We start from the raw sequence: 20,103 nt of genomic DNA on the forward strand, positions 1-20,103 counted from the left end.
CGACCGCCCCACAGGCCCTGCTGCCGCCCCCGCCACCGAGCGCCCGCATCCCGCTGCCCGGCGGTGGCGCCCTGACGAAGATCCCCGGCGAGGGCGATCTGCTCGCGCTGACCGTCGACGACGGCGTCAACAGCGAGGTGGTGCGGGCCTATACGCAGTTCGCCAAGGACACCGACATCCGGCTGACCTATTTCGTCAACGGGGTCTATGACTCGTGGACCGAGAATCTGGAGATGCTTCGGCCGTTGGTGGACAGCGGGCAGATTCAGCTCGGCAACCACACCTGGTCACACCCGGACTTGACCACCCTGACGAAAGAGCAAGTCGCCGAACAGCTCTCACGCAACGATGCGTTTCTGAAGAACACGTACGGGATCGGCGCCAAGCCGTATTGGCGGCCGCCGTACGCCAAGCGCAACGCGGCCGTCGACGCGGTGGCCGCCGACCTCGGTTACAAGGTCCCGACCTTGTGGTCGGGATCGCTGTCGGACTCGACGTTGATCACCGAGGAGTACATCGTGCAGATGGCCGATCAGTACTTCACGCCGCAGTCCATCGTGATCGGACACCTCAATCATCTGCCGGTGACGCATGTCTATCCGCAACTCGTGGACATCATCCGCGACCGGAACCTCCGCACCGTCACGCTCAACGACGTGTTCCTCAAGACGCCGTAACGGGCCGCTAGTCAACTGATTTCGGCGGCACACCGGCCTCACTGGCCAGCAACGCCGTCAGAGTCTCGCGTAACTCCCCCAGCCGTCGCTCGCCCAGCACTTCGGCCCATCGCTGCTCCAAAGCCAGTGCGTTAGAGCGCATTACCTGCAGCGCCCGGCGGCCGCGCGCGGTCAGCTCGATGATGCGGGCACGCGCGTCCACCGGGTCGGGCCCTCGGGTGACGTAGCCATGCCGCTCCAGGGCCGCTATCGCCTGGGCCACCGCCTGGCGACTCACCCTGAGGCGATCGGCCAGATCGGATGCGTGCAATCCGCCCGCCGCCAACGGCACCAGGGCGACCGATTGCGCGGGACGGATCCCGTCGAGACCCGCCGCGGCGAACGCCGCACGCAAGTGCGGCGCCCCGCCGGCGGCGACCAGGTTCACCAGCGCCGGCACGGTGGGCTCCCACCCGGAACCCGGTTCCTGTGCCATGTCGACAGTCTGCCACCCGAACCCGGATTGACAAGTTACTTGTCAAAACTGCGCATCGGTGCCACGCTGTGCTCATGCGATGGGGATGGATCCGGGTGGCCAGCGTCTGCCTGCCGCCCGTTCTGGTTGTCGTGCTCGGCGGATGTCTAGGCGGCGGTCATGCGCTGGGAAACCCTGGCGCGCAATCGATCCCGGTGGGGCGATCCACGCAAAGCATCTCCGCGGGCGGAGCGAACCGGACCTTTCACCTGTACCGGCCGGAGGGGCTGTTCGAGGCCGTGCCGGTGGTGGTGATGCTGCACGGCGGCTTCGGCAACGGTGCGCAGGCCGAGCGTTCCTACCACTGGGACGCCGAGGCGGACAACGGACACTTCCTGGTCGCCTACCCCGACCGACTCAACCGGGCCTGGAACGCCGGCACCTGCTGCGGCGAGCCCGGACACCTCAACACCGACGACGTCGGATTCATCACCGCCATGGTCGGCGCCATCGAGCAGGAGATCCCGGTCGATCGCGCGCGGATCTATGTCACGGGCATGTCGAACGGTGCCATGATGGCGCTTCGCCTGGGCTGCCAGTCCGACACCTTCGCGGCGATCGCACCGGTGGCCGGCACCCTGCTGACCGACTGCTCCGCGGCGCGGCCGGCATCCGTGCTGCAGATCCACGGCACCGCCGACGACCGCGTGCCGTATAACGGCGGCCCCGGAAAGGCGTTCGCGATCAACGGATCCCCACGCGTCGACGGCCCGTCGGTGGAATCCGTCAATGCCACCTGGCGCGCCATCGACGGATGCGGGGCGCCGACCTCGACCACCGCCGGCGGCGTGACCACGCAAACGGCGGGCTGCGCCGACGAGCGCACCGTGCAGCTGATCTCGGTGGCGGGGGCCGGCCATCAATGGCCGGGCGGCGAGCCGAGTCCCCTGGCGGAAAAGGTCGCCGGGATCCCGGCGCCGTCGACGGCGCTCGACGCCACGGACACCATCTGGCAATTCTTCAGCCAGAAACATCGGTAGCGACAATCGATCTCTAAAAATTTAGAGATTACTCTTCCGCTGGCGACCCGTTGATTGTTACCGTTCCGTAATGCGTCGGGCCGGGGGAGTTTTCGCAGCACTACTGATAATTGTTTCCGCATTCGTCGGTGTCGGAAATGCGCGGGCCGACGGCGGCGACGAACCGCAGTACGCCGACTTTTATCTACCGCCGGATCCCCTACCGCCGGGCCAGCCCGGCGACCTGATCCGCACCGAGCCGTCGCGGCTGGTGCTGGAGCCGTCCGGCCAGCTGGGCGCGATCATGGCCACCGGCACTCGGATCATGTACCGCAGCACCGATACCCGCGGCAACCCCATCGCGGTCACCGGCACCTACTTCGAGCCCTATAACGACTGGCCCGGCGGTGGGCCGCGGCCGTTGATCAGTTACGCACCCGGGACCCAGGGCCAGGGCAATCAGTGCGCCCCGTCGCGAATGTTCAACCAGGGCATCCACTATTCGGGCGGCTGGGACATCATGTTCAACTACGAGGAGCTGTTCGTCGCCACCATGGTCGCCCGTGGCTTCGCCATCGTGATGACCGATTACCAGGGCCTGGGCACCCCGTCGATGCACACCTATGTGGGCAGGGTAGCCGAGGGCCAGGCCGTGCTCGATGCCGCCCGCGCCGCCATGAAGCTACCCGGAACGTCGTTGGATCCGCATGGGCCGGTGGCCTTTTGGGGCTATTCGCAGGGCGGCGGCGCAACCGCTTCGGCGGCCGAGCTGGCGTCGGCCTACGCCCCCGACCTCCATATCGTGGGCACCTACGCCGGGGCGCCGCCGGCCAACCTCAAGGAGCTGTTCCCCTACGCCGACGGCAGCGCCCTGGTCGGTGTCGTCGGGTACGCGCTGAACAGCGTGATGGCGGCCTACCCGGAGTTCGCCGACACCATCCGCTCCAAGATGACCCCGCGCGGGCTGGCGATGCTCGAATCGGTGTCACGCCAGTGCGTGGGACAGACGTTGCTGGACTTCATGTTTCGTCATATCCAGCCCTATTTCACCGAGGACATCAATCAACTGGTCAACGAAGAGCCGTTCAGCACCATGTTCGAAGATCAGCGGATCGGGCGCTACAAACCCAACGCGCCGGTGATGATCGACAGCAATCGCTACGATCCGCTGGTGCCGTGGACCGCAGCCAACCAGCTCGGCCGCGATTGGTGCGCCCAGGGCGCCGACGTCGAATTCCGCACCAACGAAGAGCCGCCCTTCCTCAACAAGCTCGTCATCAACCATGCGTTGCCGATGCTGGTCGACGGCGAACCCGCCATGCAATGGATCGCCGCCCGCTTCAACGGCGAGCCCACCGCACCGAACTGCGGCCAGTTCTAAACTGGGGTGTATCGCTGCACGTAGAAAGCACAACGCGGCGGAGCGGCGCCGCCAGCTCGCCGACGCCGCGATCGAACTGCTGGGCGGCAACGGGGTGCACGGCGTCAGTCACCCGAAGGTCGACGAGCATGCCGGTGTGCCGGCCGGCACCACGTCGTTCTACTTTCGGACCCGCAAGGCGCTGATGCACGCGATGGCGACGCGGCTGGCCGAACTCGACCTCGCCGACTTCTCGATGATGGCCGAGCTCGCCGAGGATCACGCCACCCAGTTCACCGGCACCGCGGGCCTGGCGCGCATCGTGATGTACGTCAACAGCGAGCCCTGGTTGACCCGCGCCAAGGCGCGCTACGAACTCGCGCTGCTCGCCGGCCGCGACACCGAGCTGGCCGCGGCCCTCAGCGACTCCGCCGCCCGCCTCTACGCGCTGGCGCGTGACGTCGTCACCCAGTGGCATCCCGCCGACAGCGCGCCCGATCCGGCGCTGGTCGACGACCAGGCGATCGCCACGCTCGCGTTCATCAACGGCATCATGCTGACCTTCGTCGCGGGCCAGCCGGCCGTGGACGATGCCGAGCACCTGGATCGGCTGATCCAAGGCGTCATCACCGGCGTCGCCAGTGTTCGCGGGAGTTGACGGAAGTCGGTCGGTGGCCGGGAGTTTCGACCTCACCGCGCGTCGAACATCGCGCCGATGAGCCGGTGCAGTACCTGACCGATTTCTCGACGGGCCCGTTGCGGGTCGTCGGCGGTGGCGATCACCATGGCCGCCTCGTCGAGCGCGCCGATCAGCACGTGGGCCAACGGCCGCACCGGCTGCTCGGCCAGTTCGCCGGCCCGGATGGCCTCGCTGAGCATCTGCTCGGTCATGCCGAGGCTGTATCGCTGCGCGACATCACGGAATTCGGCCCAGCCGAGCACGCTCGGCGCATCCAACAGGATCAGCTGGCGCACCTCGGGATCGCCGGAAACGTCGAGCCACGCGTCCACCGCGGCGCGGACCGCCTCCGTGGGCGTGGTGGCCCCGGATTCGGCCACCACGACGGCCATCCGCCCCATCACATCCTGCTCGACGACCTCGATGACCTCGCGGAATAACGCTGCCTTGTCGGCGAATTGGTGATACATCGCGCCCCGGGTGACGCCGGCGGCGGTGGCGATCTCCGGCGTGCCCACGTCGGCGTAGCCCCGCAGCCCCCACAGCTTGCGGGCAGCCGCGATCAGCGCGTCGCGGGTCGCCGCGGAGCGCTCTTCCTGGGTCCGTCTCTTGCTTTCCATACAACCTGTTGGTAACTTACGAACAGGCAGCCTGTTTGTAAGTGTATCTCTGAAGTAGGAGTTTGCTATGTCGACGATCGACATTAGTGCCGGAACCATCCATTACGAAGCAACCGGACCCGAGGACGGCAGGCCGGTGGTCTTCGTGCACGGATACATGATGGGCGGGCAATTGTGGCGCCAGGTCAGCGAGCGCCTTGCCGCCCGTGGTCTGCGCTGCATCGCCCCGACCTGGCCGTTGGGCGCGCATCCGGAGCCGCTGCGCCGCGGCGCCGACCGGACCATCACCGGTGTTGCCGGCATGGTCGCCGAAGTGCTCGCCGCGCTCGACCTGCGGGATGTGGTGCTGGTCGGCAACGACACCGGCGGCGTCGTCACGCAGCTGGTGGCCGTGCATCATCGCGAGCGGCTGGGCGCGCTGGTGCTCACGAGTTGCGATGCGTTCGAACACTTTCCACCTCCGATCCTCAAGCCGGTGATCCTGGCGGCCAGGTCGAAGGCGACGTTCCGGGCCGTGGCCCAGGCCATGCGGGTGCCGGCGGCACGCAAGCGCGCGTTCGATGGGTTGGCGCATCGCAACATCGATGAGCTCACCGAGCTCTGGGTGCGCCCGGCGCTGTCGCTGCCGGCGGTCGCCGAGGATCTGCGACAGTTCACCCTGTCGATGCGGACCGAGGTGACGACGACGGCCGCGGCCCGGCTGTACGACTTCGACAAGCCGACGCTCATCGCGTGGTCGGGCGACGACGTGTTCTTCGAGCAGGACGACGGGGCGCGGCTGGCAGCGACCATTCCCAACGCCCGCCTCGAAGTCATCGCGGGGGCCAGGACCTTTTCCATGATCGATCAGCCCGACCGGCTCGCCGACCTGCTGTCGACGATCGCGGTGCGCGCCTGACCGGCGTGATGCCGCCGCGGCGGCGGCGTTCGCTCGCGGTAGCGTCGTGGCCATGTCAGACGCGACGTCTCCCCTGTTCGGCAGGCGAATCCTGGTCACCGGCGGCGCCACCGGTATCGGCGCGGCCGCCGTCTCCGTCCTGACGGAGGCGGGGGCCAGGGTCGCCGCGACCTATCACCAGACGCCACCGCCGGACGGCCTCACGGCCGAGTGGTTGCGGTGCGACGTGCGCGAGGCCGAGGCCGTCACGGCGATGGTCGGCGCGGCGGCGCAGCGCCTCGGGGGGCTCGACGTGCTGGTGAACGCCGCCGGGCTGTGGCAGGCGGGGATTCCCGGCTACATCGGCGCCGACGACATCTCATTCCTGTTGGACACCAACATCAAGGCGACCATCCTCACCAACCAGGCCGCCTACGCGGTGATGAAGGACCAAGACCCCAAGGGGGGACGCATCATCAACTTCGGGTCATCCGAAGCCGTGATGGGCAGCCCGATATCGGCCGTCTACGCCGCGACGAAGGGCGCGGTCCAGGCCTGGACGCGGTCGGCCGCCAAGGCCTGGGCCGCCGACCACATCACGGTCAATGCCCTGGCGCCCGCGGTGCAGACGGCGGGCGCCGATCGGCTGCGCGATTTTCTCGGTCCGGACGCCGCGGCCCTGATCGACCAGCAGATGCAGATGATGATCCCGCTCGGCGGCACGCTGGGTGAGCCCGCCCGCGACGTCGGCCCGATGCTCGTTTTCCTGGCCGGCCCCGGCTCGGGCTTCATCACCGGCCAACTGCTGGCCGTCGACGGCGGCCTGATGATGGTGGGTGGTTAGGCAGTCGGCCGGCGATCGCCTCGATTGCCAACGGCGTTGAGCGATATCAGTTTTGGTCGTTGTCTGCGGGCGCGGCCGGTTCACTGCGGCGACGCCGCCGGCCGGAGACGCCCATCGACCGCGATTGTGCGACTTCGAGGCGATATTCGCGCGCTCGATTCCTGAGCAGGATCAGCGACCTGTGCAACTCAAAGAGCATGGGTTCCATGATGGCCGCTGAATGCGAACGGAATGGCTATACACGCGGTCTTCGATCGGGAATCCTGGGCGAAATGGGTATGACAATTTCCACAACGCGAGGTGGTGCGGGTTATGCGTCCGCCGGTGCTGAGGCTTGGCGGCGCTGCGCCGCCCGCTACTATAAGACGGACCGTCTCGTCTCGTAGTACGGGCGGAGTGAGGGTGAATCCGACCGATGGCTGACGACACGATTCAGGCGCTGCTGCGCAACCGCCTGTCCGATCCCGGAGTCGCGGTGAAATACCGTGACGTGCAATGGACTTGGCGTCAGTATCTGGCGGGCGCCGCGGCGCGGGCGGCCGCCCTGCTGGCCGCGGCCGACCCACAGCGGCCGATGCACATCGGCGCCCTGCTGGGAAACACCCCCGAGATGGTCAGCCAGATGGCCGCGGCCGGGCTCGGCGGCTACGTCCTGTGCGGGCTGAACACCACCCGGCGCGGTGAGGCGCTGGCCGCCGACGTCCGGCGCGCGGACTGCCAGTTCGTCGTCACCGACGCCGAACACCGGCCGCTGCTGGACGGCTTGGACCTCGGCGCCACGCAGGTCCTCGACTCCTCGACTCCACAGTGGCGCGAATTCCTCGACGCCGCCGGTGAAATGAAGCCGCATCGCGAGGTCACCGCGATGGACGCCTTCATGATGATCTTCACCTCGGGGACGAGCGGAAATCCCAAGGCGGTGCAGGTATCACACCTCATGGCGACGTTCGCCGGACTGAACCTGGTCCAGCGCTTCGGCCTCACCGAACGGGACACCTGCTACGTCTCGATGCCGCTGTTTCACTCCAACGCGGTCGTCGCCGGGTGGGCGCCCGCGGTGTGCTCCGGTGCCGCCATGGTGCCGGCGAAGTTCTCGGCACGCAGTTTCCTCGACGACATCCGCCGCCACGGCGCGACCTACATGAACTACGTGGGCAAGCCGCTCGCCTACATCCTCGCCACCGCGGAACGCGACGACGACGCCGACAATCCCCTGCGGGTGGCCTTCGGCAACGAGGCCAACGACAAGGACATCGACGAATTCGCCCGCCGCTTCGGTGTGCAGGTCGAGGACGGCTTCGGCTCCACCGAGAACGCCGTCATCGTGATACGCGAACAGGGCACGCCCAAGGGTTCGATCGGCAAAGGCATGGACGGGATCGCGATCTACAACAGCGACACCGTCACCGAGTGCGCCGTCGCCCGGTTCGATGCCGACGGGGCGCTGCTCAACGCCGACGAAGCGATCGGCGAGTTGGTCAACACGGCGGGTTCGGGCTTCTTCACCGGCTACTACAACGACCCGGACGCCAACGCCGAACGCATGCGCCACGGCATGTACTGGTCCGGCGACCTGGCGTACCGCGACGCCGACGGATGGATCTACCTGGCCGGGCGCACCGCGGACTGGATGCGCGTGGACGGCGAGAACCTGGCCGCGGCGCCGATCGAGCGGATTCTGTTGCGCCACAGTGCGATCAGCCGCATCGCGGTCTATGCCGTCGCCGACGGTCACGTCGGTGATCAGGTGATGGCCGCGATCGTCCTGAACGACGGCCACACCCTCGGGCCCGCCGAATTCGAGGCGTTCCTGGACGCGCAGCCCGACCTGTCCCCCAAGGCGCGCCCACGCTACGTCCGCATCGCCCCCGACCTGCCCAGCACCGCAACGCACAAGGTGCTCAAGCGCCAGTTGATCGCTCAGGGAACGGACGTCGGGCCGGGAGAGGTGCTGTGGCAGCGCGAGCCACGGGGCACGGCGTACACGGCTACCCCGGGTTCCTCGGTGCCCGGCGGCGGATCTGCCCCTTCGACCATCGCACCCGTTTGACCGGGTCTCGGGTTGTGCCGGCGGCGATCTCGTCGCGCAACTGGGAGATGTTCGAGATCTCCGCGTACAGCCCGCGGATCGCGTAGTCCAGCACCGCGAACGAGTAGCGCTGCTCGGGGTCCTCGGTGATGCCGAGCTCGACCGAGCGCTGCCGCGACCACAACGCCTCGTCCAGCCGGGCCCGGGTCGCCTCCAAATGCCGGTCCAGCGTGTCGAGGACGTGCTCGGGGTCCTGCCCGCGGGCCAGCCAGGTCTTCAGGATGACCGGGTGTTTGATCACCACCTGGTCCTGGCCCGGGAAAAGCTGAACCCAGCGGCGCAGCGCCTCGAGGCCGGCGTCGGTGGCCTCGTACAAGGTGATCGCGCGCTTGCCGGATTGCGCGCCGATCTCGCCGACCATGCCCCGCTGCAGCAGACGGGTCAATTCGCGCCGCACGTGACTGACCGACGGGGACCAATAGAAGTGGCCGACCGACAGTTCCGCGCGCATCTTGATCTCGCCGGCGGTCAGTTGCTCGTCGTTGGCCGCCAGCACCCCCAGCACCAGGTAGGCGGTGACCGGCAGGCCGTTGGCGGTCCTGGGGCTCACGAGCCGTCCGTCTGGGCGCCGGTGAAGTACGGCAGCGTCACGTCGGGCCCGGTGGCGTGGAACTCCACCCGCACCCGCAGGCCGACGTCCAGGGCTTCCGGTGGTACGCCGACGACGTTGGTCAACATCTGGTAGCCCTCGTCCAGGGTGACGATGGCCGGCGCGTACGGCGGCTCGAATTCCGCTGTGACCGGCCGGTATACGACCGTCCAGCTGTAGATCTCGCCACGCCCGCTGCCCCGCTGCCAGCTGAGGTCCTCCGAAAGGCACTGGCGGCAATGTTCGGTCGGCGGGAAGTTCGCCGATCCGCAAGCCGCGCAACGCTGGTAGCGCAGCTCGTGGGACCGGCATCGCTCCCAGAACGGCCCGCTGACGTGGCTGCTCGCGTGCGGGACGGGTCCGGTCTGAGGCCGCAACGGGTCGGAGGTCATCGTGGTTCGTCTCCCAGGATCAGCACCGTCGTGAACAGGGCCCCGGCTCCCCCGTTGCTGCACAACGCGATATGGGCGTCGGGGACCTGAAGATCGCCGGCTTGTCCGCGCAGCTGTTGGACCGCGCGGATGGCCCGCTGCATCATCTGCGGATTGGCGCCCGCGTGGCTGAACGACATGGTCCCCCCGTCGGTGGTGATCGGATGGCTGCCGTCGATGGCGATGTGACCGTCGGCCACGAACGGGCCGCCCTCGCCATCACCGCAGAAGCCGAAAGCCTCGAGTTGACGGATGATTTCGAAGGAGAACGGGTCGTAGAGTTCCAGCACGTCGACGTCGTCGCGGCGCAGCCCCGCATGGTTGAACGCACAGTCGGCGGCGCGCCGGCCCACTACGCCGTTGACGTGATCCCCACGCCGCCCGGCGAGGTCGAATGCGGGCGGGTGCTGGTAGGACGGGCCGTGGAAGTCCGCGCCGCTGCCGAGCACGTAGATGGGTTGGCCCGCAGCGTCGACCGCATCGATGTTGGCCACGACCAGCGCACACCCTCCCTCGGAGGTGGTGGCGCAGTCCAGCAAATGGAACGGGTCGGCGATGGGCCGGGACGCGGTGATGTCCTGCGGGGCGAACGGCCCACGTTCGTAGTAGACGGCTTCGGGGTTGCGTGAGCCGTTGTTGCGGATGGTCGCCGCCACCATCGAAAGTTGTTCGCGCGTCGTGCCATAGGCATGCATGTGGCGCCGCGCGATGAGCGCGAACTCGGCGGTGGTGAACATGCCCCAGGGGGCGACGAATTCGTTCTCGGGCCGGGTCCATGGCGCGGTGGCCTCGTGGTCGCGGTACTCGCCGGCCTGGGCGGCGACCAGCACCACCACGTCGGCCATGCCGTGCTCGATGGCGGTCACCGCCTCGGTGATCATGCCGACCCCGAACGCCAGGCCCTGCCAGGCCGGCCCGATCCTCAGGTCGTAGATCAGCGAGGTCGAGTGTGGGCTGGCGCTGATGCCGTCGACGTCGTCGAGGGTCAGGCCGGCGTCGTCGAGCGCGCCCCGGATCGCCTTGATCGCCAGGCCGCGCGAGGTTTCGCCGTCCAGACGGCGCCCCTGCCGCGTGTTGTGCACGCCGACGATAGCGGCGGTGCGTTTCGGCGTCGTCACTGATGATCCATTCCGTTGCAGCCCTTCAGTTTTCGTCAGCGACGACACCCAGGTAGGTGCCGCGGACCTCGTATTGCCGCCCGTCGCGGGTGATGGTGCCGATCGTCTTGCCGTGTGGATCGGCGTTCCCGGTGTAAGCGGCCGCATCCAGTTCGACGACGTCGATGCGCACGTCGATCGGCCGCGCCGTCTGCGGGTCGGTGATCTCGACGACCATCGCGACGGCGTGTTCGTCGTCGTCCCATTCGACGCTGGTGATGCGGTGCCGCGCGGTCAGCTCCATCACCACCGAGTCCTGGCGCACCAGGAAGCGCACCGGCGCGCACAGCTCGCCGGCGCGGGGCGGCACGCATAGGCTGACCGGCATGTCACAGGCCCGCCGGCCGGGCGCTGATGGTTCCCGATTGCCGCAGCGCGGCCAGCTCCTCCCGGCTGTGCCCCAGAATGTCGGTCAGCACCTCGTCGGTGTGCTGGCCGTACAGCGGTGGCACCCGCCGGATCCAGCGCCGCGGCCTGCCGAGGAACGCGAAAGGCATTCCGGTGCAAAGGAATGTGCCCGCAACGGGGTGGTCGACCGTCTCCCAGAAACCGCGGGCCCGCAGCTGCGGATCGGTCAGCAGCGCCGCGGCCGGGGTGACGCGCGCGGCGGCCACTCCGGCGGCGCGCAGCGCCTCGACGGCATCGGTCACCGATTGTCCCGCGGCCCAGGCGGCGATGAGTTTGTCGATGTCGTCGGCGCGCTCGGCCCAGCCGGATTCCTCCAGCCCGGGCTGGCCGAGGAGGCCGGCCAGCGACGAGCGGGGGGCGGCGTCCATGGCGGCGAGCGCGACCCACTCGTCGTCACCGCGGCAGCGGTAGACGCCCTGGGGGCAGGCGTCCTGGCCGCGGTTTCCATTGCGGCGCATCGCGATCCCATTCCGGGAATATTCGACCAGCATTTCGGCCGCGACGTTCAGCGCGGCCTCGACCATGGTTGACTCCACCTGCATTCCGGCGTCGCGGCGGTCGCGGATTGCCAGCGCGGCGACGGCGGCGAAAGCGGCGTGCAGGCCGGCGATCGGATCGCACACACCGCGCGGGATCACCGGCGGGCCGTCGTCGTGTCCGGTCATCCACGCCATGCCGGTGGCCTGTTCCATGGTCTGCGCGAAGCCGACCCGGTCGCGCCACGGGCCGTCGAGGCCGAACGCGGGCATCCGGACCATGATCGCCCGCGGGTTGGCCGTGCGTACCGCGTCGAATTCCAGGCCGAAGTTCGCCATCACCCGAGGTGAGAAGTTCTCGATGACGAGATCGCTCGCGGCGATGAGTTCGAGGGCGAGCCCTCGTCCGGCCTCGGTGCCGAGTTCGATGCTGACGCCGCGCTTGTTGTTGTTGCTGCACAAGAAGACTGGGCCCCATTCCCACCATTGGTCCCAGTCGGGTGGACGGCCGGCGGAGAACCGCATGCCGTCGGGGCGTCGCACCCCCTCGATCTTGATCACGTCGGCGCCCAGGGCGCCCAGCAGTTGGGTGGCGACCGGTCCGGCCCAGAAGGCGGTGAAGTCGGTGACCCGGATGTCGTACAGCGGCAGTGCCTCGGCGTCGTCGCCGTGCGCCGATTCGGGGCGGGCGGGCCACCGCACGCGCCCGGTGTCGGCGCCGAGTTGCGGCGGTTCCGCGGGCGCCCCCGTGGTCATCGCGTCGCTGCGATACGGCACCCGCGGGGCCAACACCCCGGACGGCGATTCGACGAAGACGCCGCGTTGTACGAAGTGGTCGATCTCGGGCAGCATCTCGGGAGTCGCAATGGGGGCGACCGGAATCCGGAATGCCACCGCGAGATCGACGATCTCCTGGGTGGTTCGGCTCCCAGTCCAATCGGTCACCATGGCGAGGAATTCGTCGCGGCGCTCGACGCGGCCGGCGAACGAGGCCAGTTCGGCGTCGTCGACCAAATCGGGGCGTTCGATCATCACCAGGAAGTCCTGGAACTGCTGCGCGGTGATGGTGCAGAAGCCGACCATGCCGTCGGCCGTCGCAACGATCGAGGGTAGCTCCAGGCTGCGTTCGTGCAGCAGCGAATCGGCGCCCAGCACGCTGGCCGACATGGCGGACAGACCGCCCATGGCGATCGCCATGGCCTCGTACGTCGAGACGTCGATGATCTCGCCGCGGCCGCTGCGCGCGGCGTGCCGCGTTGTGGCCGCGGCCACCGCCGCCGCGAAGGTGCCCGCCAGCCACTCGCCGAGCCGGCCGCCGGCCTGCACCGGCTCATCGTCCGGCCAGCCGCGACCGGCGATCGATCCGCACAACGCCTGCAGAATGAATTCGTTGGCGGCGACCTGGTTTTCGACGTAGGGCCCGCTGGTGCCGAACGGCGTGATGGCCGCGACCACGGCCGACGCGGCGGTATGGGCGGTGATGGCCTCGAGCGTCCAGCCGTCGGTGAGGTCGGTGAGCACGAGGTCGGCGCCGGCCAGCAGCGAGCTGACCTCGGCCTGGCCGTGGTCGACCACTGACTTCTTACCCGCGGCCAGGTAGCCGAACAGCGCCCCGGGCGGTCCGCCGGCCGACCCGCCGCGCAGCGAATCACCCTGTGGTGATTCGATTTTCACGACGTCGGCGCCGGCGTCGGCGAACATCTTGCCGCAATAGGACGCCGCCAGGCCGTTGGACAACTCCAGCACGCGCCAGTCCGCGAACGGCGGCTCGGCTGCCACGCTCAGTTGCCCAGGGTGGTGGCGCCACGCCGGGCGGATCGCCCGGAAATATCTGATACCTCGACCGTCACCGGCGCCTGCGCCGAGGCCTGTGCCTGCAGGGCGAACTGCGTCATCCGCGTCCACGCGTCCCGGTCACGCTGGCTGGCCTGGCGGCCGACATGGGTGACCACGTCGACGTCGGTGGCCTGCGCGCGCAGGTAGCCTGCCCGCGCGTGTTCCTTCGGGATGTACTGGAACGGGTCGAATGAGTATGCGGCCATGGCGTTTTGATGGGTGATCTTGTCGATCACCGCGTCGTCGAGGTGGCCCATGGTGGCGATGATGTCCTCGGGCGCGAACGGCCAGTTGCTGTCGGAGTGTGGGAAGTCGGACTCCCAGCACAGCATGTCCTCGTTGAACCAATTCATGTTCTGCACACCGACTTTGTCGCTGATGAAGCAGGTGTAGAAGTGCCGCTTGAACACGTCGGTCGGCCCGTCGTAGCCGGGCGGGAATGACGCCAGCGTCCAACCCGAGTGCCGGTTGTAGACGTGCTCGGCCCGCCAGAGGAAGTAGGGGATCCAGCCGACGTCGCCCTCGGTCAGGGAGAATTTCAGCTGTGGGAAGTCCGCCCAGAACTCCGCCCAGATCAGCTCGGTGAAGGTGAACATGCTCATCATCGATGAGGCGGTCATCTGCACGCTGGGCGGCGCGTCGGTCGACACCTGCGGCGAGCGCGACGCGGAGCCCACGTGGGTGCACAGCACCGTATTGCTTTCGCAGACGGCCTCGAACAACGGGTACCAGTACCTGGTGTGAATGCTGGGCATTTGCAACGCCTCTGGGTTCTCCGAGAACGTGACGGCGTGACAACCCTTGGCGGCGAGCCGTTTGACCTCCTTGGCGGCCTCGGCCACGTCGAACAGCGGCAGGATGCCGCACGGGATGAATCGGCCCGGGTACGCCCCGCACCATTCGTCGACGTGCCAGTCGTTGTAGGCCTTGATCATCACCAGGTTGGTGTCTCGGTCGGGACCCTGGTTGAGGACCTGGCCGGAGAAGCCGGTGAAGTTCGGGAAGTTCAACCCCGCCAGCTGGCCGCCGGCGTTCATGTCCCGCACCCGCTCGTCGACGTTGAAGCAGCCCGGCCGCATCTCGTCGTAGCGTGAGGCGTCGATGTTGTACATCTCGCGCGGCTTTCCCGCGACGGCGTTCAGTCCCATGTTGCGTCCGCGGATCTCGCCGTAGTACCACTGCTGGATGCCGTCGGGTTCGATGACCACCCGCGGGGCGCGGTCCTTGTAGGCGGCGGGGACGTGCGCGTCGAACATGTCGGCCGGCTCGGCGATGTGATCGTCCACGCTGATCAGGATCAGATCGTCCTTGTTCATGCCGCGCTCCTGGTTCGGTTGATAGTGACTAGTAGATAATGGCGCATGTCACAGTGTCAACCGGGCTCTGGGACATGGATGACGGCTTCATCGGGCTTAATCCACGATGTGGCAACGACGCTATCGCGAGCCCCGGGGTAGCTCCGGTCACCTCCGACCGGCGTGCAGATATCGACTATTAGTCTGAGGTGCGGCGGCAAGCCCGGGTGCCGAGCGTGGGATGGCGCGGTGCCAATCGGCGTCCCGTGCCACCATGGGGCATGACCGGGCCCGGAAGGTAACGGAAGTTGAGCACCAATAAAGCTGCGCGTCCGACCACCGCCGACGTGGCCCGACTGGCCAGCGTGTCCACCGCCACGGTCAGTTACGTCCTCAACAACGCGCGGGGCCGCCGCATCTCCGCGGAGACCCGCGACGCGGTGTACCGCGCGGCCAAACTGCTCGGGTACCGGCCCAATCTGGCCGCCCGCAACCTCGCGCGCGGCAAAAGCGGAGTGGTGCTCTACGTGGTGCCGCACGTGGCCGTGGGCGAGATGCCGATGCAGGCCGGCAGCCGGATGACAACCGCGCTGGCCCGCGAGGGTTTTCTTCAGGTGCAGGTGTTCGAGACAGACGACGACCAGCACGTGGTCGACGCGATCGAGAATCTGGATCCCGTCGCGGTCACCAGCCTGTTCCCGCTGAGCACGGCCGCGCGGCAGGCGGTGACGAGCGCGGGAATTCCCCACATCGAGATCGGCACACTGCCCGCGCTCAAAGATCCGCATCTGTCCGTGGGCGAGATGCGGGTCGATCACCTGGTCGAGCGGGGCCATCGCCGGATCGCGTTCGCCTACACCGGGATTGCGCGATGGCGCCCGCTGGGCGACTACTGGTTCGAGGGTGTGTCCCGGGCGGCGCAGTTGCGCGGCCTTCCCGACGTGCGGGCCGACGAGGTCACCCTGGACAACGCCGCCGACGTGGTCACCGGCTGGGTGGGTGACGGGGTGACCGCGGTGTGCGCACAAAGCGACGAGATCGCCTGCCTCGTCCTGTACGGGATTCATCAGGCGGGGCTGCGCTGTCCCGGCGACCTCGCGGTGATGGGCGTCGACGCCAGCCCGATGGGCGTGGTGAGCACGCCGCCGTTGACCACGGTGCAATTCGATCCCTGCGCGGTCGCCGACGCCGCGCTTGCCGCGGTCTTCGAGCGGCTGGGGCACCCCGCGCCGGCGTCTCCCGAGCTGACCGACATCGCCCACCTGGTGGTGCGGTCGTCGACCTAGGTCAGGCGGGCTCGTAACGCAGCAGCGTGACCTCGTGTTCGGGGTAGTCGCAGAAGACCGGCTTCACCCGCATCCCGACCTTCAGGCCGGCCGGGTCGACGTTGACCATCTCCGTGGAAAACCTTGGGCCCTCGTCCCATTCGACGATGGCGAGCAGCTGGGGCACGGCGTCGGCGAAATGCGGACTGACCGGCCGATGGGCCACCGTGTATGAGTAGAGGGTCCCCATCCCGGAGATTTCGCGCCATTCCAGGTCGTCGGCCAGGGTGCGCGGCGCGCGCACCCGCGGGTAGAACACGTAGGCCTGTGACGACGGCGAGTACTGGATGACGATGCGATGCTGCGCGAGCGCATCCCAAAACGGTGCGCTGGTCGGCGTTTTGACGGGCATCGGTCGTTCGAAGGTGGCCACGGTCAGTCTCCCTCCAGGATGAGCGTCGTCTGCTCGGACAGGATGCCCCCGTTGCCGGACACGAAGGCCCGGTTGCAGTCGGCGATCTGCGCGGCGCCCGCGCGGCCCATGATCTGGCGGGTGGCGTCGCAGACGTGATGCATTCCGCCGGCCAAACCCGCTTGCCCGAAGCCCAATTGGCCGCCGGCGGTGTTGAGCGGGAAGTCGCCGCGGAAGGTCAGGTCGTGGTTGGCGACGAAGTCCATGCCCTTGCCCTTCTCGCAGAAGCCGGCGTCCTCCAGCGAGAGCAGCACGGTGATGGTGTAGCAGTCATAGATCGAGACCATGTCCATCTGGTCACGGGTCAGGTCGGTCATCGCGAAGGCGGTGTCGGCGGCAGCGGCGATCGGGGTGTTGAGCAGATCCTCGGCGTACGTCGGGGTCTTGAACGGCACGTGTTCGCCGAATCCCTTGATCCACACCGGACGATTGCGCGACCGCTTGGCGAGGTCCGCACTGGCGACGACGACCGCCGCGCCCCCGACGCAGGGCATGACGATCTCCAGCATGTGCAGCGGGTCGGCGATCACCGGGCTGGCCAGCACGTCGTCGACGGTGAGCGGCTTGTCCTTCCAGATCGCACCGTCGGTGTGGTTGGCGTTGACCCGGGTGTCGGCGACGAGCTTGGCCATGGCCCGCTCGTCGTAGCCGTACACCGCTGCGTAGCGCTGGGCCACCTGGCCGTACGGGCCGTTCTGGCCGAGGTTGCCGTAGGGAATTTCGAATTCGGCTTGCGGAGAGCCGTATTGGTTGCTCGACGAACCGAAGTACAGCGCGTCGCCGTAGGCCTTGGGCTTCTTCGGCGACATCGGGGTGATGTAGCGGGCGGGCAGCGCACACAGCACCGCGTCGCAGATGCCGAGTTCGACGGCGGCGGCGGCCCGCCACACCATGGCGGCGGCGCTGGCCCCGCCGAGGTCGACGTGCTCGGCGAATCTCGCTCCCACGCCCAGGTATTCGGCGATCGTGGAGGGCACGAAGATCTCCGACTCGGCCAGGTGTGACGCGACGATCCCGTTGACGACGTCGAAGGGCAGGCCCGCGTCGTCCAGCGCGGCGGCGCCGAGTTCGGCCCACTGCTCGATGGCGAACGGCGCGGGTGACGCCTTGGTCATGCGCTCGGGCGGCAGTTCGACGTATCCGACGATCGCGGCTTCTCCGCGTAGTCCCATGCTGTGTCCTTATTTCCGGGGTAGGCCGAGAATCATCTGCGCGATGATGTTGAGCTGGATCTCCCTGGTCCCCCCGCCGATCAACTCGGCCGGGAGATGCAGATAGGGCTCCACGACCGCGGCATCGGGGTCGTCGACCATCGCCACCTGCCCGGTCAACTGCAGCGTGGCCTGGAAGGTGCGCCGCAGCAACACATTCATCGCGACCTTCGCGATGCTGGATGCCGGACCCGACGACTGCCCGTCGAGCAGCCGGATGGTTTCGCGTACCCCGAGCGCCCTGATCGCGTTGGTATAGGCGTCGAGCTCGCCGAGCTCGCGCAGGGCGTCGTCGCGGTCGGGTCCGGGCGCAGCGGCGAGCCTGCGCAATGCGATGGCCCGGTCGAACTTGACGTATCCGCTGATGGCCGAACGCTCTTCGGCCATCGTCGCGATCGCGAGGCTCCACCCGTCGGTCGGGCCGCCCAGCAGCATCTCGTCGGGAACGAAGACATCGTTGAGGAACACCTCGTTGAAGTGCGCCTGCCCGGTAGCCGTCTTGATCGGCTGGATTTCGATGCCGGGCGATCGCATGTCGAGAATGAAGTAGCCGATGCCGCGGTGCTTGCTGGCTTCGGGGTCGGTGCGGGCCAGCAGAGCACCGAGGTCGGCGTACTGCGCCAACGACGTCCAGATCTTGTGGCCGTTGATCCGCCAGCCGCCGTCGACCTTGGTCGCCCGGGTGGTCAGCGACGCGAGGTCGGAGCCGGCGCCCGGCTCGCTGAACAGCTGGCACCAGTGAATCTCGCCACGTTGGGTCGGCGGAATCATCTTTTCCTGCAGGTCTTTTGGTGCTGCGGCCATTACCGAGGGCAGGATCCACTCGGCGATGTTCAGCGATGGCCGGACCAGCCCGGGCCGCTTGGCGAACTCCTCGTCGATGATGAGCTGCTTCAACGGGTCCGCCCCGACGCCCCAGGGGGCCGGCCAGTGCGGCGCCATCAGACCGGCGTCGGCGATCAACGTGCGCTGCGGCCCGGAGGCCTGGTCCGCGTAGTCGCCGTGCGGTGCGGGTGTGTCGTTGCGCAACTGCAGGGCGGCATCCAGCGTCTCGGCGACCCAGGCACGAAATTGCGATTCCGCGTCGCCGAGATTGACTGACATGTCGCGTGTCTGCGTGCACGCGAGCTCTCCCAGCCGCCGCGCCCAGCGATTCGCCGGGCCTATCGATCCCGCCAGGCTGATGGCCCGCCGCCAGTACAGGTGCACGTCGTGTTCCCAGGTGAAACCGATGGCGCCGAGCATCGTCAGGGCGTCGAGCACCAGGTCCGGGATCGGCGACACCGCGATGGTCGCCGCCCCCGCCGCCGCGAGGCGGTGCTGGTCGAGCGATTCGTCGACGGCGCGGACCGCGTCCCAGGCCGCCGCGGTGGCCAATTCGCTGTTGACCAACAGCATCGCGGCGTTGTGTTGCAACGCCTGGAAGGTTCCGATCACCTTGCCGAACTGTTCCCGGATGCGTAGGTGCGCGGTGACCGCCTCGACGCACCACTGCGCGATGCCGGCCATCGTGCTGGCCACCAGACCCACGGCGACGCACCGCGCGCGATCGGAGTCGATGCCGCTGAGGACCTCCGACTCGGTCGCGCTGTAGTCGTCGAGTCGGAGGATTCCGGCGTCGGCGACAAGGTCGGTGCCTGCTACGGGTTCGACTGTGGCCGAGGGGTTTTCGGGGTCCACCAGCAGCCAGACGACGTCACCGTCCCCGGTATGGGCCCCGAGCAGGATCGTGCGCGCCGCGCACGCTCCTTGGGTGACCTGCGAGGCGCCGGTGACCAGCCACCGTCCGCCGTCGAAGCGCGCGGAAAGGCTGTCGCCGGGGAGCACGGTCGCCGCGGTGGCGCCCGACGCCAGGTCGCGCAGGAATGACTCCGCGAGCGGCGTTCGTTCGGCGAGCAGCGCGACGGCTCCGGCGGTCACCGTCGGCAGCAGCGGCCCGGGCAGCAGCGACTTGCCCGCCGATTCCAGGACGCAGGCCGCATCGATCGGCCCGCCGCCCTGGCCCCCGAGCTCTTCGGGCAGATGCACGGCGTGGAAACCGTTGGCGACCAAAGCATCCCACCAGCCTGGCGCGCGGCCGGCCGCGAGGTCGTCGAAGGCCTCCCGCGTCGCGGCAATGGGAGCATTGCGGGCGGCGAACTGCGCCACGGCGTCGCTGAGCTCCTGCTGCTCCGGACTCAGTCCCAGGGTCACGAGGACGGCCGAGAGATAACTGGCGTGGGCCGCACGGACTGCATATCCTTTCGCCTCCGATGGCGGCGACCCGCCGCGCCCGGCCGTTGCCGCGCTCGCGATCGCCGCGTACAAGACGGACCGTCTCGTCTTGTGGAAGACTACCGGCGCG

Annotated in this window: 19 protein-coding genes; 8 read left to right on the top strand and 11 right to left on the bottom strand. The window is 68.2% G+C overall.

Going from position 1 to position 20,103, the window contains the following annotated elements; all coding sequences use genetic code 11:
* Nucleotides 1–677 (top strand): polysaccharide deacetylase family protein (locus tag ACYQ8K_RS22525; RefSeq protein WP_459972454.1); only part of this gene is annotated, 677 nt, incomplete at its 5' end.
* 7 nt (nt 678–684) lie between these two features.
* Here ACYQ8K_RS22525 and ACYQ8K_RS22530 read toward each other — a convergent pair.
* Nucleotides 685–1,152 (bottom strand): MarR family winged helix-turn-helix transcriptional regulator, encoded by a 468-nt coding sequence (locus tag ACYQ8K_RS22530; RefSeq protein ID WP_459972456.1) that lies wholly within the window; start codon nt 1,150–1,152, stop codon nt 685–687.
* Between the two features lie 74 nt (nt 1,153–1,226).
* Between ACYQ8K_RS22530 and ACYQ8K_RS22535 the strand changes: the two genes are divergently transcribed.
* The 3 genes from ACYQ8K_RS22535 to ACYQ8K_RS22545 all read left to right on the top strand — a co-directional run bounded on the left by ACYQ8K_RS22535 (nt 1,227) and on the right by ACYQ8K_RS22545 (nt 4,168).
* On the top strand, nt 1,227–2,171 hold the full coding sequence (locus ACYQ8K_RS22535; protein WP_459972458.1) for a CE1 family esterase: 945 nt from the start codon (nt 1,227–1,229) through the stop codon (nt 2,169–2,171).
* A 70-nt stretch (nt 2,172–2,241) separates the two neighbouring features.
* Nucleotides 2,242–3,531: a lipase family protein gene (locus tag ACYQ8K_RS22540; RefSeq protein ID WP_459972460.1), complete on the top strand. Its 1,290-nt coding sequence runs from the start codon at nt 2,242–2,244 to the stop codon at nt 3,529–3,531.
* Between the two features lies 1 nt (nt 3,532).
* Nucleotides 3,533–4,168, top strand: a complete 636-nt coding sequence (locus ACYQ8K_RS22545; protein ID WP_459972529.1) for a TetR/AcrR family transcriptional regulator — start codon at nt 3,533–3,535, stop codon at nt 4,166–4,168.
* A 32-nt stretch (nt 4,169–4,200) separates the two neighbouring features.
* Here the strand turns inward: ACYQ8K_RS22545 and ACYQ8K_RS22550 are convergent, their stop codons facing one another.
* Nucleotides 4,201–4,809, bottom strand: a complete 609-nt coding sequence (locus ACYQ8K_RS22550) for a TetR/AcrR family transcriptional regulator (RefSeq protein WP_459972462.1) — start codon at nt 4,807–4,809, stop codon at nt 4,201–4,203.
* A gap of 67 nt (nt 4,810–4,876) precedes the next feature.
* On the opposite strand from ACYQ8K_RS22550, the gene ACYQ8K_RS22555 reads away from it, so the two are divergent.
* The 3 genes from ACYQ8K_RS22555 (at nt 4,877) to fadD1 (ending at nt 8,580) form a co-directional block, all read left to right on the top strand.
* The gene (locus ACYQ8K_RS22555; RefSeq protein ID WP_459972465.1) at nt 4,877–5,707 is read left to right on the top strand and encodes an alpha/beta fold hydrolase; all 831 of its coding nucleotides are present in this window, start codon (nt 4,877–4,879) and stop codon (nt 5,705–5,707) included.
* Nucleotides 5,708–5,759: 52 nt separating this feature from the next.
* Nucleotides 5,760–6,530 (top strand): SDR family NAD(P)-dependent oxidoreductase, encoded by a 771-nt coding sequence (locus tag ACYQ8K_RS22560; protein ID WP_459972467.1) that lies wholly within the window; start codon nt 5,760–5,762, stop codon nt 6,528–6,530.
* A 415-nt stretch (nt 6,531–6,945) separates the two neighbouring features.
* Nucleotides 6,946–8,580, top strand: a complete 1,635-nt coding sequence (gene fadD1, locus ACYQ8K_RS22565; RefSeq protein WP_459972469.1) for a fatty-acid--CoA ligase FadD1 — start codon at nt 6,946–6,948, stop codon at nt 8,578–8,580.
* Here fadD1 and ACYQ8K_RS22570 read toward each other — a convergent pair.
* The 6 genes from ACYQ8K_RS22570 to ACYQ8K_RS22595 are packed head-to-tail and all read right to left on the bottom strand — an operon-like array spanning nt 8,519 to nt 14,832.
* Nucleotides 8,519–9,169, bottom strand: coding sequence for a MarR family transcriptional regulator (locus ACYQ8K_RS22570; protein WP_459972470.1), 651 nt, complete (start codon nt 9,167–9,169; stop codon nt 8,519–8,521). The genes fadD1 and ACYQ8K_RS22570 overlap by 62 nt on opposite strands.
* Nucleotides 9,166–9,600 carry a Zn-ribbon domain-containing OB-fold protein gene (locus ACYQ8K_RS22575; RefSeq protein ID WP_459972471.1) on the bottom strand — a complete coding sequence of 145 codons (435 nt, stop codon included), beginning with the start codon at nt 9,598–9,600 and terminating at the stop codon, nt 9,166–9,168. The genes ACYQ8K_RS22570 and ACYQ8K_RS22575 overlap by 4 nt, the downstream gene beginning before the upstream one ends.
* The gene (locus ACYQ8K_RS22580) at nt 9,597–10,757 is read right to left on the bottom strand and encodes a thiolase family protein (protein ID WP_459972473.1); all 1,161 of its coding nucleotides are present in this window, start codon (nt 10,755–10,757) and stop codon (nt 9,597–9,599) included. The genes ACYQ8K_RS22575 and ACYQ8K_RS22580 overlap by 4 nt, the downstream gene beginning before the upstream one ends.
* A 25-nt stretch (nt 10,758–10,782) precedes the next feature.
* A complete protein-coding gene (locus ACYQ8K_RS22585) occupies nt 10,783–11,124 on the bottom strand; it encodes a hypothetical protein (protein ID WP_459972474.1) in 342 nt (113 codons plus the stop codon).
* Between the two features lies 1 nt (nt 11,125).
* Nucleotides 11,126–13,459 carry a CaiB/BaiF CoA-transferase family protein gene (locus ACYQ8K_RS22590; RefSeq protein ID WP_459972476.1) on the bottom strand — a complete coding sequence of 778 codons (2,334 nt, stop codon included), beginning with the start codon at nt 13,457–13,459 and terminating at the stop codon, nt 11,126–11,128.
* 2 nt (nt 13,460–13,461) lie between these two features.
* The gene (locus ACYQ8K_RS22595; protein ID WP_459972477.1) at nt 13,462–14,832 is read right to left on the bottom strand and encodes an amidohydrolase family protein; all 1,371 of its coding nucleotides are present in this window, start codon (nt 14,830–14,832) and stop codon (nt 13,462–13,464) included.
* Nucleotides 14,833–15,119: 287 nt separating this feature from the next.
* On the opposite strand from ACYQ8K_RS22595, the gene ACYQ8K_RS22600 reads away from it, so the two are divergent.
* Nucleotides 15,120–16,097, top strand: coding sequence for a LacI family DNA-binding transcriptional regulator (locus ACYQ8K_RS22600; protein ID WP_459972479.1), 978 nt, complete (start codon nt 15,120–15,122; stop codon nt 16,095–16,097).
* A gap of 1 nt (nt 16,098) precedes the next feature.
* On the opposite strand, the gene ACYQ8K_RS22605 is transcribed toward ACYQ8K_RS22600, so the two are convergent.
* From ACYQ8K_RS22605 to ACYQ8K_RS22615, 3 genes are read right to left on the bottom strand one after another with little or no spacing between them, the layout of a single operon-like run.
* Nucleotides 16,099–16,509, bottom strand: coding sequence for a Zn-ribbon domain-containing OB-fold protein (locus ACYQ8K_RS22605; RefSeq protein ID WP_459972480.1), 411 nt, complete (start codon nt 16,507–16,509; stop codon nt 16,099–16,101).
* Between the two features lie 2 nt (nt 16,510–16,511).
* Complete coding sequence (locus ACYQ8K_RS22610) at nt 16,512–17,720, bottom strand: thiolase family protein (protein WP_459972482.1); 1,209 nt, start codon at nt 17,718–17,720, stop codon at nt 16,512–16,514.
* 9 nt (nt 17,721–17,729) lie between these two features.
* A complete protein-coding gene (locus tag ACYQ8K_RS22615) occupies nt 17,730–19,952 on the bottom strand; it encodes an acyl-CoA dehydrogenase (protein ID WP_459972484.1) in 2,223 nt (740 codons plus the stop codon).
* Nucleotides 19,953–20,103: the final 151 nt, after the last annotated feature.

This window comes from Mycobacterium sp. MUNTM1 (genome assembly GCF_054660795.1).

Excerpts from the sequence above, each read along its gene's own strand:
- ACYQ8K_RS22530 (WP_459972456.1), bottom strand. The coding sequence starts at position 1,152 with ATGGCACAGGAACCGGGTTCCGGGTGGGAGCCCACCGTGCCGGCGCTG.
- ACYQ8K_RS22535 (WP_459972458.1), top strand. The coding sequence starts at position 1,227 with ATGCGATGGGGATGGATCCGGGTGGCCAGCGTCTGCCTGCCGCCCGTT.
- ACYQ8K_RS22540 (WP_459972460.1), top strand. The coding sequence starts at position 2,242 with ATGCGTCGGGCCGGGGGAGTTTTCGCAGCACTACTGATAATTGTTTCC.
- ACYQ8K_RS22550 (WP_459972462.1), bottom strand. The coding sequence starts at position 4,809 with ATGGAAAGCAAGAGACGGACCCAGGAAGAGCGCTCCGCGGCGACCCGC.
- ACYQ8K_RS22555 (WP_459972465.1), top strand. The coding sequence starts at position 4,877 with ATGTCGACGATCGACATTAGTGCCGGAACCATCCATTACGAAGCAACC.
- ACYQ8K_RS22560 (WP_459972467.1), top strand. The coding sequence starts at position 5,760 with ATGTCAGACGCGACGTCTCCCCTGTTCGGCAGGCGAATCCTGGTCACC.
- fadD1 (WP_459972469.1), top strand. The coding sequence starts at position 6,946 with ATGGCTGACGACACGATTCAGGCGCTGCTGCGCAACCGCCTGTCCGAT.
- ACYQ8K_RS22575 (WP_459972471.1), bottom strand. The coding sequence starts at position 9,600 with ATGACCTCCGACCCGTTGCGGCCTCAGACCGGACCCGTCCCGCACGCG.
- ACYQ8K_RS22585 (WP_459972474.1), bottom strand. The coding sequence starts at position 11,124 with ATGCCGGTCAGCCTATGCGTGCCGCCCCGCGCCGGCGAGCTGTGCGCG.
- ACYQ8K_RS22595 (WP_459972477.1), bottom strand. The coding sequence starts at position 14,832 with ATGAACAAGGACGATCTGATCCTGATCAGCGTGGACGATCACATCGCC.
- ACYQ8K_RS22610 (WP_459972482.1), bottom strand. The coding sequence starts at position 17,720 with ATGGGACTACGCGGAGAAGCCGCGATCGTCGGATACGTCGAACTGCCG.